Raw genomic sequence first — 16,963 nt, 5'->3', positions numbered from 1 at the left:
CAAGTTACGTTATCTAAAATTTGTGTTGGCGTCAATTTGTGTTTGCGGGATCGGAATATATTCACTTTGTCCTGGAATAAAACGATCCCCAAAGACTTGCTTCGCGCGTCCCGTGCGTACGAGGTCGTTGAAACGTTCGCCCCACCATTCACAGGCAAACTCGGCGCGACGTTCATCCAGTATCTGCTCTAAGGTAACGCCGGTAATTGCCGACATGTTTACACGCTCGCGTACCAAACGGAAAGGCTCATCTCCATTTTGTCCCTTCCGCACTTTTGCTTCCGCATTGAGTAGGAGGGCATCCGAATAGCGAAGGATACGCACATTGTTGTTTGCACCATATTCCACCCGTCCTTCGGTCATTTGTGAAACAGGGAGGTATGTTTTTCCGTTGAAATATTTGATTCGGAATGTGTTTCCATACACTTTATCGCCACTTGGGGTTTCTTTGAATGTAGCGGGGTCGCCATCAATACCACAATGAAGAATTGTTGTATTCAGTCGGGTAAGGTCGCCGCGGTTTGTCAAGAAATCTACAATATTCTGTGATGGTGGTACCCATCCGGCTCCCGAGATCGCGCTTCCACGTTGGTCACCGGCCGGGCCTTGCCAGCGAAAGAACGTTCCCCAATCGACACCCGGACGAACAATATCACCTGCCGGAAGCCCAAAGTCTGAATACTGCAACTCAAATAGGGATTCGTTGCTTAATTTTCCAGGACGTTTGAACAATTGGTAATAATCTCCATACAAAGAGAACTTATTACTGTTAATGATTTGATCAGTTGCATTTAGTACTTCATCCCAAAACGGACTGCTGTTGTTATTTCCGGCAAGGTCTGCCGCTGCCTTCGCTTTCAGCAAGAGCGCCGAGTATTTGGTGACCGCACCGATATGCTTGGATTCGTTCGGTCGTTTATCTTCCAGGTCGGGAATACTCGCGTTCATTTCGTCGATTATAAACTGTCTGACTTCCGCAAAGGAGCTCTTTCCGATCGTTGTTAAGCGCGCAATATCGCCGCTATCCGAAAGGATAGGCACATCGCCGAAAAGGCGTGAAGCCATGAGGTGTGCGTAGGCGCGTAGGAAGCGTACTTCTGCTTTGTACTGCCTGTTTAACGCGAGATCAGCACTGTTTCCTGCAGGAATATGTTGCGCGAAGAGGTCCAGCTCCATCAGCGCATTATTGGCCGCTATGGCAAGACTGTAATAGCTGATCCAGGATTGATTTAGCCCCCAGTAGGATTGAATCGTTACATCGCGCTGAAAATTCTTGATCGCCATGAGCTCCGGATTGTCGGTGGGACTAGGTGCAGCCTGTTGGTAGTCGTCGTCCCGCATACAACGAATAGACAGGTCGATCCAGTGAACCAAATTATCATCCGATGCAGCACGATATACACCTGAAACCGGGGCATACATCTGTGCCAGGTTGCTGTAGTTTATTTCCTCGGAGCGTTGTTGATTTTCTAAGGGCTTATCTAAGAACTTGTCGCATCCGCTCAGCAGCGATGCGGCGCCGATGCACCCACTTAAAAGGATTAATTTATAATTTTTCATGTTGCTTTCTTTTTGTCGTTAAATAATTAGAAACTTGCACGCAGCCCTAAACTGTAGGTCGAGGAAATCGGATATACATTGGCATCGTAGCCCATTGTAGCTTCCTGTGCGGTATTGCCATTTCCTGCAATTTCAGGTGAAAAACCATTGTAGCGCGTAAAGATAGCAGGTCTATCGGCCGTAGCAAAGATGCGCACCGGAATAGATTCCTTGATATGGAAGTTGTATCCCACCTGAATATTCTGGATACGCAAGTAAGAACCACTTTCGACAAAGAAAGAGCTGGCTTGTAGATTCCAAGAGGCCACACTTCCTTGTGCAGAAGGGTAGACATTTGTGGAACCTTCACCTGTCCATAACCCCTCAACAAAGGCCGCATCGGCATTCATCTGTGGATATTTGCGTCGCATAGCACGGTTTAGGTTGTGGATCTTATTTCCAGAAACCCCTTGGAAGGCTATATTCATGTCAAATCTTTTGTAATTCAATCCGATATTAAAACCATACGTGATTTTAGGGATGTAACTTCCTAAATTAACACGGTCTGCTTCATCGAGTTCACCATTGTTATTCTGGTCTTTATATTTCAGGTATCCGGGTAAGATCGGGGAACCTGGGTTCTGCTGGTTGTAGCGACTGGCAATAGGGTCGGCATCGATTTCGTTTTGGTTCTGGTAGACACCAGCAACCTCATAACCATAATAGTAATTGATGGGTTGACCTTCTTGAATACGCGCTGGAAATTCAGCGGCCCACTCAGGGAATCCATTCATAATATTTGCTAAGCCGGCAAGATCGGTTACCTCGTTTTTCAACGTAGATAGATTAGCGCCTATATTATAGCCCAATTGCCCGACTTTATCCTTCCAATCCAAGTGAAATTCCCATCCACTATTGGCGACCGTCCCCCAGTTTCCATATACGCGATCCCACATAAAAGGAATCGGTCGACTGAAGGCAAGATCTTTGGTTTTTCTATGGTAGTAGTCAACCGTACCGTTTAAACGGTTGTTCAGCAAGGCAAAGTCAAGTCCACCATCCCATTCTTCAACAACTTCCCAACGTACCTGCGTAAAGAAACGGCCCACGCGATATCCAGGAACACGCGCACCATAGCTGTCTCCAATACTGCCAAAAATTCCAGAGTTATTGTTGCCTGAGTTGACAATGGCATAACCGGCATTTGGTTGGATACCATCGTTACCCAAGAGGCCCCAGCTACCACGGATTTTCAACAGATTAAATAAGGACTGGTTTTCCATAAATTTCTCGCGGCTCAAGACCCAGCCTAGACCGACAGAAGGGAAGTACCCCCATTTCGTCTGGTACTTGGAGCTACCATCGGCACGAAACGTTGCCGTCAGCAGATACTTGTTTTTATAATCGTAGGTACCCCGGGTGAAGAAAGATAAACCAGAATTACGGAAACCATTTTCACCATAGCCTGTCGCCGATCCAATACCTTGCGCACCTTGACCCACATACCAGAATTCTGGTGCTGCCGGCACATCATTGGCGGATACCCATGTTTCGCGCCACCGCTCTTCGCGGACAGATTGACCCAAGAGAACCGACCAATGGTGATCTCCTGCTTGATCTTTGTAGGTTAGTAAATTGTCTAGGATGTAGTCTGTATTCCGACCTTGTGCAGAGCGGAGGTACGAACGTTCACTGCGTTGGTTGTTATCAATGTAATAAACCGGGGTGTATTCTGTACCGTGGTTTGATTGATAACGTTGACTTAATTGGGAACGGAATGTCAGCTTGTTTTTCCAGAACTCTGCCTCTAAATATGCGCTTGGCAGAATTTGAAAGCCTTTATTTTGGTTATTGTTGTAATAAGCTGTTGCGAGCGGATTGTTGAACCAGAATCCGGAGGTGATCCCCAGGGACGCGCTGGTTCCAAATTTAATTGGATCAGCTTGCTCCAGAGAAGGGTCATAACCGGGGTAAAGCGGTGATGCGAAGTAAGCCTGGCGGAAGGCAACATTACTCGGGCGATAGGCGCGTGTGTTGTTAATATGTGCGGTAAAACCGATCTTTAACCATGGCGCAACGCGTGCTTCAGTTTGCATGCGGATGTTATATTTGCGGTGGTAATTCTCCGCATCCATAATACCATCTTGATCCAAGTAGTTTACGCCAAAGGTGTAGGTGATTTTATCACTACCGCCTTGAACATCGACATTGTGGTTGGTGATGAGCGCTTTGGAACGTAAGAGTTCGTTGTACCAATCGGTATTCATGGTTGGATTTTCCAATGTGCCACCAAATTTTTCAATGGAGTTCTTGACGATATATTCATCACCCTTTGCGCGCGCGTAGGCCGCATACTGTGTGCCATTTGCCATTTTTAAAACGTTGGTTGGTAGCTGGAAACCAGTGTACCCATTGTAGGTAACGCGTGTTTTCATGTTGAGCGTTCCTTTTTTCGTGGTCACGATGATCACTCCATTGGCGGCACGAACCCCATAAATAGCCGCACCCGAAGCGTCTTTCAACACCGACATCTCGGCGATATCATTCGGGTTTAGAAAATCAATGTTATTCATAAACATCCCGTCTACAACATAAAGAGGGCTTTCGTTGTTGAACGATCCGACACCACGTACACGCACGATCGGTGACGATCCCGGTGCGCCTGAGCTCACCACCTGTACGCCCGACACCGCACCTTGAAGAGCGTCCATCGGGTTGGTTACCGTACGTTTATTTGCCTGCTCCATGTTGACGGTTGTTACGGGGGCGGTTAGGTCGCCTTTCCGTTGTGTACCGTATCCCACAATGACCACCTCATCGAGTTGGTAATTACCATCGGTTTGCATTTCGATATTAACTGTCGCACCGGTTAGGGGCACGGTCTTCTTGCGGTAGCCGATGGACGAGATAACTAAAGAGTCTGCCGTTTGTGTGTAGGTGAGGCTGTAGGTTCCGGCCTCATTGCTGGTTGTTCCTACAGAAGGAAAACCTTTCAAGGTAATCGACGCGACAACAGCGCGACCTTGTTCATCAGTGATTTTGCCCGTTACTGTCCGGTTCTGCGCTTGGGCATAACATACGGACACGAACATAACTAAAGCAAATAGTAGAAATTTGTTTTTCATGCACGATCAATTTAACATTTAGGAAATCTTGTTTATAAATTAGCTAATCAAAAGTAGGGTGAAGCAGGGCGTACTTCAAAGAATAGGACTACATCATTTCTACATCATGCCCGGCAAATTCGTTGATTTTATTATATTTGTGATACTTCATTGCTACATCACATTATCCGAATCAACCTAGTATGCTATTTGAAATTCGCTTTTTTCTTGTTTTGATGCTGCTGTGCCCTTCTCTTGTTATGGCGCAAAATCCGCTTGGTTTTCCGTTAGTAAACAACTACAATAAGGTTGTTTTTCAAGGGGGAAGCCGGACATGGGATATCAAGCAGGATAGCCGAGGGATCATGTACTTTGCAAATAATGAAGGGCTCATCACATTTGATGGGAAGTATTGGAAGCGGTATACACTACCCAACCAGACTATTTTGCGGTCTATTTTTATTGATGATAACGATCGGATATATGTGGGGGGACAAGGGGAGTTTGGTTACTTTGAGGCGGCGCAGGGAGAAGGCTTACAGTATACGTCGCTCCAGGAAAAGGTACCGCAGGCGTATCATAATTTTGCGGATATATGGAATACGGTGGTGCAGGGACCTTCCGTTTTCTTTCGTGCAAGCAATGCGGTGTTTGAGTTTAAAAACGGGAAGATCAAAGTGCATAAGGCACGTGTGGAGTGGGATTTTATGGGAATGGCTGATGGACGGTTGTTTGCGCAAGACCGCGAAGATGGGCTTTTGGAATTTACAGACGCCACGTGGCGCAGCGTCGGGGTGGTAAACCCTTTCCAGGGCATTAAATTGTCCGATATGTTTGCGATAGCCAAGGATAAGATCATGCTGACAACCTTGAATAACAAGAGCTATATATTACAGGGCGATAAGATTTATAGAACGGAGACTTCTACCTGGCAGAATTTTTATACCCCGTCAGCGGCAAAAATCGACGAGCAGGCGTATGTTGTCGCAACGGCTACGGAAGGTTGCATCGTACGCGATATGAACGGTCGGTTTAAGCAGCGTATCGGGGTAGTTGAAGGATTGCAGAATAAAAATGTTTCGGCCGTTTTCGTAGACCAACAGAAAAATATATGGGCTGCCGTGGATAATGCCATTGCTGTTATTAGTTACGGAAGTGCTGTTCGTTATTTTCGTCCCAATATGGAAAACGATGTAACGGGTTATTCCACGCGGGTCTATCAAGGGCGTCTATACATGTCGTCCACCAATGGCGTATACCAAGCCCCATTGACGGCCGGTATCCCGGATCATAGTTTGTCTCCCGGCACGTTCTCCTTGATAAAAGGGAGCGATGGCGGCGAGGCATGGCGATTAGATACCTGGGAGGGCTCCTTGCTGTTAGGGCACAATCGCGGGTTGTATAAAGTTGATCACGATCAGGTGCGACCGATTGCTTTAAAAACAGGCTCCTGGACGGTATTACCGACTTTAACAACAGGAGAACAACAGGAGGCGCTGGTAGGTACGTATACCGGCCTTGATTTAATTTCCTTAACACCGCATGGATTTGTGTGGAAATCAACGTTACGGGGTGTGTCGGATTCGTATCGTTTTCTAGAACGCGATACCGCCGGTAATATTTGGGCTTCCCATCCATATCGGGGTATTTATAAAATTAATGTTTCCAGGAGCTTAGATAGCTATGTGGCAACCCTGTATACGGAAAAGGAAGGCTTACCATCGGATTTTCAAAATTATGTATTCCGCGTAAATGGTACGGTGCTTTTTGCCACGGGACATGGTATCTACAAGTTTGATGAGGCGACTAATCGATTTGTTCCCGATGCTAAATTTGCCGTCTTTACGGGGATGCCGATAAAATACCTCACCGCGGATGAGGACGGGAATATTTGGTTCTGTAGTGGAAAAAAAATTGGTATTGCACATCGGGATGCGGGCAATGGAAACTATAAAATCACTTACTTTCCGGAGATAGAGGGTTTATATACGTCTGGTTTTGAAAATATCTACCCCTATGACCGAAACAATGTTTACATCGGTTCCGAAAAAGGAATCATCCATATCAATTACGAAAAATATTCCCAAGAGAAGTTTAAACCCAAAGTGCTCCTTTCTTCCGTTGTCGCTATTGGTGATCGCGATAGCATCATCTTTAACGGTTATTTTCAAGACGGTGGAGAAAAGGGTCAGTACCAACATGCCGAAAAGATTCCGAAACTTGCGGCCTCTTATAATGCTTACATCTTTGAATATGCCGCGCCAAGCTACGGTATCCATGAAAACGTAACCTATAGTTACCGATTGGACGGGTATGATAAAGAGTGGTCGGCTTGGATATCCAGTACAGAAAAACAATATACGAATCTTCCCAACGGTACCTATACCTTTAGGGTGAAGGTGCGTAATAACTTGAATGAAGAATCCGAAATTGTAGCGTACTCTTTTGTTATTCTACCGCCTTGGTACAAGACAGTATGGGCTTTTGCTTTGTATGCGTTGGGGGTTGTGGTTGGACTATATGGCTTGGTGATCTGGCAGAAGAAAGTATGGCTTCAGCAGCAGCAGAAGTTTGATGCACAATTGGCGCAACTACGCTATATCCACCAATTGGAAATAGAGAAGAATGAAAAAGAAATCGTTAAGCTCCAAAATGAAAAATTGGAGCACGAGGTGCTGTCGAAGACCAAGGAACTGGCGAGTACCAGTATGCAGCTGATGGAAAATTCGGGCGCGTTGAGTAAACTAAGAGTTGAGTTGGCGAAACTGGACAAAGGGGATGAAGGTGAAGATTTTCGAAAGATTACCACACTCTTGAAGGATGTTGAAAAAAACACCGCGCACTGGGATCAGTTTGCTTCACATTTTGACGAACTGAACGATGGCTTCTTGCACCGCCTGAAAACAAAACATCCTAAATTGTCAAGAAATGATCTTAAAGTATGTGCCTATCTGCGGCTTAATTTCTCCTCGAAACAAATAGCACAGCTCCAAAGTATTTCGGTTCGGGGGGTAGAAATACATCGCTATCGGTTACGACGGAAAATGGATATGGAAACAGAACGGAGTTTGAACGATTACTTGAGTCAGATTTAAGTGGAAGGCATACTTATTGTCAAAGAAAACTCATATAATAAAACTATATGTAATAATAATTGTTACATATTAAAATAGATTGTACATTTGTATCGAAATGAATAATACAAGATTTGCCACAGTTATACATATTTTAAGCTTATTGGATTGTAATCCGGAGGAATGGTTGAGTTCGGAGTGGATTGCAAACAGTATTAATATCAATGCTGTAATTGTTCGTAAAGAGCTGGGCATGTTGCAAGAGCAAGGTTTGGTTATCAGTAGAAAGGGAAAGGATGGGGGCTCGCAATTGGCGAAGCCTAGTACGGTAGTGATGTTGTCTGATATTTATGCATTGGTCAAAAATGCCGCAATCCTGGGAAAGAAAAATCAAAATCCCAATCCCAAATGTCCGGTCGGTAAGGAAATGAATAACAAATTGGATCTACTATCCACGGAGATGGATGCATTGGTGATGGAAAGTTTAAAAAACAAGTCTTTAGCAGATTTTTCAAAACAGTTTAGGTAATTTTTTTGTTTATTAATGTAACAAAAGTTATTACATATTAAGAGGGGAGTATAGTTTGTAGTTGTTAGTTCGTTGTTGGGTAGTTCGTGGTTTGTAGTTGTAGAGACACAAGATCTTGTGTCTAATAGTTGTTAGTTCGTTGTTTGTAGTTGGGTCGATAGTAGAGCCACAAACCCCGAAGGGCTCAGCGTAGCTAAATCTTGTGTCTAATAGTTGGGGCGTTGTTAGTTTGTAGGAAAATAATAGAAACTGTTTAACGTTTCGGGTTGAAAGTAAAATCATAAAAAAATAAATTAAAATTTTAAATAGATGAAAATAGGAATAACAGGAGCAACCGGTCAATTAGGACGTTTGGTTGTCGAAGGATTAAAAGGTAAAGTGGTCGCAACAGATTTAGTGGCTTTGGTTCGAAGCCCTGAGAATGCAACGGATCTTGGAATTGAAGCACGTACCTTTAATTATGATCAAGCAGATCTTTTGACGGATGCTTTACGAGGGATTGATACTTTGTTGTTGATTTCGGGTAGTGAGGTTGGTGCACGGACACAGCAGCACGGAAATGTGATTCGGGCGGCGCAGTCTGCTGGTGTTACATGGATTGTATATACAAGTTTATTGCATGCAGATCAATCCGGTCTAAGCCTCGCTGCGGAGCATGTGGAGACCGAAGCGTTACTAAAAGCTTCCGGGGTACCGTATACGATTTTACGTAATGGTTGGTATACCGAGAATTATACCGGTTCTATTGCCAATGCAATTGCTGGAGGTGCCTTTGTGGGAAGTGCTGGCCATGGTCAGATTGCTTCGGCTGCGCGTGCCGATTACGCGGCTGCGGCGGTAGCCGTTTTGACAAGTGCGGGACACCAAGGCAAAACATATGAGCTTGCAGGCGATACGGCGTATACATTGACGGATCTAGCGGCTGAGGTGTCTAAACAGACAGGTAAGGATATTCCGTATATGAATTTACCGGAGCAAGAATATGCGAATCTGCTGATCTCTTTCGATGTACCCGCTCCATTGGCAGAAGCAATCGCCGGATGGGATAGTGGTGCTGCGAAAGGTGATTTATTTGATGATGGTAAAACACTATCTAAACTGATCGGCCGACCAACAACTCCTTTAGCAGACGTCGTACGAGCTGCGTTGTAAGATTGAGTGAGGTATAAGCGGAGGTGTCTAAAGGCTTTTTAGACGCCTCCGCTTGAATGAGTAGCGTTAGTTTGAATGGGAAAAGGTAAGATAAGTCCGAGCTAAAAGCCTGCCTGCGGTAGGCAGGCTCGAACTAGCGAAGTCACAATCTTGCTAGCGCGAGCCTTCGGCTCGTGTCCTTTTCTACAATCTACCAACTACAATCTACCAACTACGCTCTACCAACCATCAACCAAACTAATGGCTATGTCCAACTGTACCGGCCATTTTCGCGTGGATAAAGAATGCACCTTTGACCACAACTTTGGTATTTGGCGGCAGATCGGATACCGGTGTGATCGCCGTAAAGCCCAGATCGGAAACCCCTTTCAAGACCTCAATCTTCTCAAAGTTCACCGTATTGCCTTTAGCTTCGGCGGCATGGTTGTGCGCTTCCTTCTCCTCGGTTCCATGGTCGTGACCTTCATGTTCGTTTTCCGGTTCTTTGTTCGTCTGCACAAAAATATAGTACTTCCCGCCAGCCTCCACAACAGCTTCGTTTGGCAGGGCACTTCCTTTCACATCGTTGAGACTAATCGTTCCCATCGTATTCATCCCATCGATCAATCCACTTTTCGTACCCACTACGACACTATGTACGGCAATGGTCTTGCTTTCATTCTCAAAAGAAGCACCAATGCGAGATACTTTCGCGGTGTAGGTCTGCGTCGGATTATTCGTAATCGTAAAGTTGATCGTTTGTCCGATTTTGATCTTCGGCAAATCGCGCTCGAAGACATGCAGATCCAGGTGGATCATATCGTTGTCTACAATTTCAACAATAGGGGAAGAAACATCAACATAGCTACCAATTTTTGCAAAAATATTATTTACTATACCACTGATCGGACTGGTCACCACCAAGCTTGAACGGAGGGAAGTGGTGCTTACCGCCGCCGGATTCAATCCCATCAGTTGTATCTGCTGGCGGAGTGACGCCTGCTTGGTGCGTAATGTAGCGAGCTGTGCGGTGGCGGTCTGTAAATTCCGCTTGGTACCGGCACTGCCTTCATTTAGCTCCTGTTGCCGCCTCAGTTCTTGTTCTGCCAGGACAATTTCACTGTTCGTGGTCAGGAAATCTTCTTGTAACTGAATAAACTGCGGATTGACGATCGTCGCGATGACCTGTCCTTTGCGGACATACGTTCCGGTTTCAATCGGAAGCGTCTTAATTACACCGCCGTAGAGTGAGGTCGCATTCGCGCGGTTATTGTTCGGTATCCGCAAGACACCATTCGCCCGAATTGCTGCGGTCAGATTCTTTTGGCTGATCTCACCGAGCGCAATACCTGCTGCTTTAATCTGCTCGGTTGTCAGTGTCGCCACGGTGGTCGCTTCAGCTCCTTCATGGTCATGGTCATCGGCTTCCACTTCAGTTTTGGTATCTGCAGGCGCTTCTTTTGTGCTGCGGTTACACGCGGTCAGGCTATAGGTGACCAGCACTACCGCAAGACCCAATCTAATTTTATATATAGAAAATAACATCGTTCTTTATTGATTAATCAGTGAATAAATGAGGACTACAGATGCATTGACCTCCTGAATACTGCGCAGGTAGTTTAAGTGTATATCGGTTGCTGTTTGCAAGGCGAAAAGGTATTCCACGTAGGAGATATCTCCTGCTTGGTATCCCAATTGGGCAGCGCCGATGATATCCCGTGCATTGGGTAAGGCTTGTTCCTTGAAATAGCGGTATTGCGCTACATTCTGCGTGTATTGGTTCATCGCATTTTGGAGTTCTGTGCGTAGCTGTTGCTGCTGCCATTGTGCCGATTGCACAGCGGCTTGTTGCTGGTAATCGAGCGCCCGTACACGTGCCTTGGTGGCACCAAACGTAAGCGGAATGGCGATTCCCACATCCACGTAGTTGAAGCGTTGTCCCCGGCCGTAGTATTTCTCGACGCCATTACGTTCATGTGGGCCAATCAAAGAGATATTATTATAGCCCAGCGTAAAGTCCGGCAAGCCACTTGCACGTTCCACCTTCTTGGTTTCTTCTGCTATTTTTGCTTCCTGATACCAAGCTTGAACCTGTGGATGCTGCTCCAGCACGGTGGTATCTACGACGGTGGTCAGCAACATGGGTTCATAAGCACCCGAGCTCACAACCTGAAAATCTGTCGGACTGCGTATCAACATCTTTAAGCTGTTGTATGCATTGTCGTGCAGCATCTTATTTTGCTGCAGCAGGAGGTTTATTTCACCGCGCTTTGCTTCCGCCGTGCTGATATCGACCTTTTTGGTATCACCCGCTTTATAGCGCAGTTGCGCGATCCGTGTAAAGTCGGTGTAGATGCTATCCAAGGTGTACAGTTCGCGTGCATTATGTTGTAGGTATTCCAACTGATAGAAATAGGAGCGTACCTCCTTTTGAAGTTCATTGACGGAGACAGCTTTTGCCCATTCCCGTGCTTTTACTTGGGCCTCATTCAAGCCCCGCTTCGCTTTAAAAATGGTCGGGAAGGGGATATTCTGTGCAATAGTAATCCCATCGTTAAACTCAAATCCTTCATTATTCCCCACTTGAATATTCACATCCATTTTAGGAAGCTCCCCGCTGGTCTTCCGTAAGGCTTCTGCGGCTTGAATCTCCAGGTTATTTACCCGTAGCTGCGGGTTATTTTGTATGGCAGTCTCGAGGGCACGCTGCAGTGTCATGCGTTCCTGTGCCTGCGTGGATAGAAGTCCGCTAAAAAAGAACAAGACCAGCAGCGTGCTCGGTATTACTTTCTTGCCCATGGGTTTAAATTTTGTGTAAAAAAATAAGTATAAGAGCGGCAACACAAAGAGCGTTAGGAAGGTCGCTGTAACTAAGCCGCCAATAACCACGGTGGCTAGTGGTTTCTGTACTTCAGCCCCTGCGCTGGTGCTTAATGCCATAGGTAGAAAGCCTAAGGAAGCGACGGTGGCAGTCATCAGGACCGGACGAAGTCGGATTTGTGTGCCCTGTTTTATACGTTCTAATATGTTGGTGACTCCTTCTTTTTCCAACTGGTTGAATTTACCTATCAGTACAATTCCATTCAGTACGGCGACCCCAAAGAGGGCAATAAAACCAATGCCTGCACTGATACTAAAAGGCATATCGCGCAACATCAATGCAAATATTCCACCGATGGCACTCATCGGTATGGCGGTAAAGATCAGGATAGCCTGCTTGATGGAGTGAAAGGTGAAATACAAAAGCAGGAAAATAAGAAGCAAGGACACGGGAACCGCAATCAGTAACCGTTGACTGGCTTGCTGTAGGTTTTCAAATTGCCCCCCATAGGTATAGTAGTATCCCGTTGGTAAGGGAACCTTGGCCGATAGTTGTTGTTGAATATCGTTGACGACACTCTGTACATCGCGGTCAGCGACATTGAAGCCCACGACAATACGCCTTTTGCCCGCCTCTCGGCTTATCTGTGCCGGACCGAGCTTCATATCGATGTCGGCAACCTGCGATAAAGGCACTTGTTGCCCATTGGCAACCGGAATCATCAGGTGGCTCACATCGTCTATGCTGCTGCGGAACGTGCTATCCAGACGTACCACGAGATCAAAGCGGCGTTCGTTTTCGTAGACGACACCGGTGCTGCGACCGGCAAAGGCTGTACTCACCATATCATTAACATCCTGTACCGTTAATCCATAGTTTGCCATACGCGTTCGGTCGTAAGTAATATTAATCTGGGGAAGTCCCGCAACCTGCTCGACCTGCGGTTGGGTAGCGCCCGGCGTCGATTGAACCACCGTAGCTACCTGCTGCGCATACATGGCCAGGGTATCCATATTTTCGCCAAAAATCTTAACCGCGACATCTTGACGAATACCCGTCATCAGTTCATTAAAACGCATCTGTATCGGCTGGTTCTTTTCAAAGAATACGCCCGGAATAACTTCCAGCTTCTCCATAATGGCATCCCCAAGCTCCGCATAGCTACGTCCCGATTTCCATTCTTTTTCGGGTTTCAGGATCACCATCATGTCCGTTGCTTCTGGCGGCATGGGATCGGTTGGCACTTCGGCCGATCCGGTCTTTCCGACCACCATCTTAACTTCATCGAATGATTTGATAATGCGGGATGCCTGCATGGAGGTCTCAATACTTTGACTGAGCGAGCTCCCTTGTGGCAGAATACAGTGAAAGGCATAGTCCCCCTCTTGCAGCTGCGGGATGAATTCGCCACCCATGCGCGAAAAGAAGAGCAAAGCAATGGCAAAGACAGCAACCGTGGTGGCCACCACCATATATTTAAACCGGATCGCTTTATCCAATAACGGTGCGTAGGCCGCATGAAGGCGATCCATCATCTTATCGCTAAATGTTTTCTTGGTATGACCGGTGCGTGGTAGGAACAAGGCGCACATCATTGGAATATAGGTTAATGACAGAATTAACGCGCCTAAAATGGCAAAACCGACGGTTTTGGCCATTGGGGTGAACATTTTTCCTTCGACACCCACCAGGGTTAAGATCGGAATATAAACAATCAGGATAATGATCTCCCCAAAGGCAGCCTGTGTCCGTATTTTGGAAGCCGAGTCAAAAACCTCTTGATCCATCTCCGCTTGGGATAGCCTATGTGTTGTTTTGCGCAAGCCCAGGTGATGTAAAGTTGCTTCGACGACAATGACTGCCCCATCCACAATCAAGCCGAAGTCGATCGCACCTAAGCTCATCAGATTGGCACTCACACCAAAGACATTCATTAAGCCTAAGGCGAATAGCAGGGAGAGGGGAATGGCAGAAGCCACAATTAAGCCTGCACGAAGATTACCCAAGAAGATCACCAACACAAAAACCACAATCAACGCCCCTTCAATGAGGTTTCGTTGGACCGTATTGATCGCGCGATCCACCAGATCAGTTCGGTCGAGGTATGCTTCGATGACCACATCCTTAGGGAGGGAGTTCTGAATGGTTGGCAGCTTTTCTTTAACGCGCTGGACAACCTCATTACTGTTTTCACCTTTCAGCATCATCACCACACCACCCACGGCATCCACTTCACCGTTATAGGTCAATGCACCATAGCGAACCGCACTACCAAAGCGTACTTCGGCAACATCCTTAATGAAGATGGGAACCGTTCCGCTGGTCTTTACGGGGATATTGCCGACATCCTCCAAGGAGGTAACCAGGCCGATACCTCGTATAAAGTAGGCATTTGGTTTTTTGTCGATATAGGCGCCTCCCGTATTTTGGTTATTCTGCTCTAAGGCCGTAAAGATCTCGGGAATACTGACACCCATGGCCAGCAGGCGCGTCGGATTTACCGCGACCTCATACTGCTTCAATTCGCCGCCAAAGCTATTTACTTCGGCAATGCCGGGCGTACCGTAGAGCTGTCGCGCTACGATCCAGTCCTGCATCTCGCGCAGGTCTTTCGCATTATATTTGTGTTCGCTCCCTTTCTTGGGGTGAATAATATATTGATATACCTCACCCAAACCGGTACTTACCGGTGCCATTTCTGGTGTTCCGATACCTTTCGGAATGTCCTCGTTGGCCTCTTGTAACCGCTCATTAATAAGCTGGCGGGCAAAATAAATATCGACACTTTCTTTAAAAACAACGGTAATAACAGAAAGACCGAAGCGGGAAATACTGCGTATCTCCTCGATATCCGGAATGTTTGCGATACTTTGTTCAATCGGAAAGGTCACGAGTTGCTCCACCTCTTGTCCGGCCAAAGTAGGGCAGGAGGTGAATATCTGCACCTGATTGTTCGTAATATCAGGTACGGCGTCTATCGGTAGCTTGGTTGCACTCCAAAGCCCCCAGACGATAAGCAATAGGGTCATTATACCAATAATAACCTTATTCTTTATGCTAAAATTTATGATTTTATCTAACACATTGAAAATGTTAATATCCAATAAAAAGAATCTGTTTTATACAGAACCTTTGTTTACATCCTTAGAAAATACAATCTCTTCTGTTAAACCCGGGGAGGCTGCCAGATGTTTTCTAAAATATTGGAAATTAAAGGGAACTTTTCACGGGTGATCTCCATCGGTAGGAAGGTCGTGAAAGGTTTTTCGACATGAATGGTTTGGAAATATATGGTGCTTAAGGTAATGCCACAGCAGGAGCAGCTGCAAAATGGAGAGCAGCTATCTTGTTTATGATCATGCGAACCTGTTTTTTCTGCTTGGTGGTTATGTTGTACCAACGAAGTTGCCGCCATCTGAGATGGAGGAACCAGGTCATTATCGGTGCACGGCATCAGCGTAAGCGCCAATACATAGACCAGTAATATCGTTGATAACCATTTCATTGTTATACAATGGTACGAAATAATACCCTAAAAAACGAGGTCAATTCGAATTTTTAAGCTTCTCTTTAACAATTGCTTAACGTTTATTTTTCGGAGTTTACTGATTTTAAACCGTATCTTCGACAAAATTATTAACAGTTAATTGTACGAAAAGCTAAGCAACGCTATTCCCTTCTCTGAACAAGTAAAATGAGTAAATCTATTAAATTTGACAATGCTAATGCGTTGTTTTCCAAATCGCTAAAGCTTCGGATTAACGATTATTTCAGTCATACTTTTCAAAAGAAAACGGGAAATAGACGGATTTTTATCAAGGCGACGGTGCTATTGAGCACCTTTATTGCACTCTATATAGCGTTGGTGTTCTTGCCATTGCATTGGGCAATCCATATCGTTCTATGCATGTTGTTTGGTGTTAACCTCGCCGCAATCGGTTTTAATATTATGCATGATGCGGGGCATAATTCCTTTTCGAGCAACAAAAACATGAATACCGTCCTTTCGTACACCTTAAATCTGCTGGGCGGAAATATTTATTTCTGGAAACTAAAGCATAATATTGCGCATCATACTTATACCAATATTGATGGCGAAGATCATGATATCGAGGTGAAGTTTATGCGTATACATCACGATCAGCTACTCAAAAAGCACCACCGTTATCAACCCATTTATTTTATTTTGTTGTATGGGGTGTCGTATCTGGCCTGGATTTTTTACCAGGATTATGAGAAATACTTCCGCCAAAAGATGGGGGGGAGCTCGGATACTTTTCATTTCCCGCTGCGGGAGAAAGTGATCTTTTGGACGAGTAAAATTTTACATTTTGTTTTGTTTATTGTTATTCCCGTGCTGTTTGTTGGTTGGTTACCTACATTGATCGGTTTGCTTATTGCAGGGGTGGTTTGTGGGATTAGCCTGGCGACTGTTTTCCAGTTGGCGCATGTGGTGACGGAAACCGAATTTAAAACGATCGAAGGAGCCAAAGTAGAAGAAGAATGGATGGTGCACCAGATCCAGTCGACGGCTAACTTTGCCACGAAAAGTAAAGTGCTGACCTGGATATTGGGGGGGCTGAACTTTCAAGTAGAGCATCACTTGTTCCCTAAAATAAGCCATGTGCATTATCCTGCTTTAAATCGTATTGTCCAGCAAACATGCCGCGAACATAATATCCCTTACGTGGAGTTTTCTACCTTCTGGAAGGCTTTCCAATCGCATGTTAAAGTGATTCAGTTGATGTCTAAATAGCTGGTTTTT

Annotated in this window: 9 protein-coding genes; 4 read left to right on the top strand and 5 right to left on the bottom strand. The window is 45.6% G+C overall.

Features of this window, described 5'->3' with window-relative positions; translation table 11 throughout:
- Nucleotides 1-9 precede the first annotated feature (9 nt).
- Nucleotides 10-1,560: a RagB/SusD family nutrient uptake outer membrane protein gene (locus E2P86_RS13010; RefSeq protein WP_085471237.1), complete on the bottom strand. Its 1,551-nt coding sequence runs from the start codon at nt 1,558-1,560 to the stop codon at nt 10-12.
- Between the two features lie 26 nt (nt 1,561-1,586).
- On the bottom strand, nt 1,587-4,664 hold the full coding sequence (locus E2P86_RS13005) for a SusC/RagA family TonB-linked outer membrane protein (protein WP_134433454.1): 3,078 nt from the start codon (nt 4,662-4,664) through the stop codon (nt 1,587-1,589).
- A 182-nt stretch (nt 4,665-4,846) separates the two neighbouring features.
- Between E2P86_RS13005 and E2P86_RS13000 the strand changes: the two genes are divergently transcribed.
- The 3 genes from E2P86_RS13000 (at nt 4,847) to E2P86_RS12990 (ending at nt 9,398) form a co-directional block, all read left to right on the top strand.
- Nucleotides 4,847-7,738, top strand: a complete 2,892-nt coding sequence (locus E2P86_RS13000) for a ligand-binding sensor domain-containing protein (protein ID WP_134433453.1) — start codon at nt 4,847-4,849, stop codon at nt 7,736-7,738.
- A 97-nt stretch (nt 7,739-7,835) separates the two neighbouring features.
- Complete coding sequence (locus tag E2P86_RS12995) at nt 7,836-8,246, top strand: Rrf2 family transcriptional regulator (protein ID WP_085471240.1); 411 nt, start codon at nt 7,836-7,838, stop codon at nt 8,244-8,246.
- A gap of 309 nt (nt 8,247-8,555) precedes the next feature.
- Nucleotides 8,556-9,398 (top strand): SDR family oxidoreductase, encoded by an 843-nt coding sequence (locus E2P86_RS12990; protein ID WP_134433452.1) that lies wholly within the window; start codon nt 8,556-8,558, stop codon nt 9,396-9,398.
- A gap of 237 nt (nt 9,399-9,635) precedes the next feature.
- On the opposite strand, the gene E2P86_RS12985 is transcribed toward E2P86_RS12990, so the two are convergent.
- The 3 genes from E2P86_RS12985 to E2P86_RS12975 form a co-directional block, all read right to left on the bottom strand.
- Nucleotides 9,636-10,922, bottom strand: coding sequence for an efflux RND transporter periplasmic adaptor subunit (locus tag E2P86_RS12985; protein WP_134433451.1), 1,287 nt, complete (start codon nt 10,920-10,922; stop codon nt 9,636-9,638).
- A gap of 6 nt (nt 10,923-10,928) precedes the next feature.
- Nucleotides 10,929-15,302 (bottom strand): CusA/CzcA family heavy metal efflux RND transporter, encoded by a 4,374-nt coding sequence (locus E2P86_RS12980; RefSeq protein WP_317128133.1) that lies wholly within the window; start codon nt 15,300-15,302, stop codon nt 10,929-10,931.
- A 62-nt stretch (nt 15,303-15,364) separates the two neighbouring features.
- Nucleotides 15,365-15,703 (bottom strand): DUF6660 family protein, encoded by a 339-nt coding sequence (locus E2P86_RS12975; RefSeq protein WP_134433450.1) that lies wholly within the window; start codon nt 15,701-15,703, stop codon nt 15,365-15,367.
- A 189-nt stretch (nt 15,704-15,892) separates the two neighbouring features.
- Between E2P86_RS12975 and E2P86_RS12970 the strand changes: the two genes are divergently transcribed.
- Nucleotides 15,893-16,954, top strand: a complete 1,062-nt coding sequence (locus tag E2P86_RS12970) for a fatty acid desaturase family protein (protein ID WP_085471242.1) — start codon at nt 15,893-15,895, stop codon at nt 16,952-16,954.
- The last annotated feature ends 9 nt before the right edge of the window (nt 16,955-16,963 follow it).

This window comes from Sphingobacterium psychroaquaticum, assembly GCF_004421025.1.
GTDB classification, from domain to species: domain Bacteria; phylum Bacteroidota; class Bacteroidia; order Sphingobacteriales; family Sphingobacteriaceae; genus Sphingobacterium; species Sphingobacterium psychroaquaticum.
The sequence above is the reverse complement of the archived record's forward strand: the minus strand, read 5'-3'. Positions and strand labels throughout refer to the sequence as shown.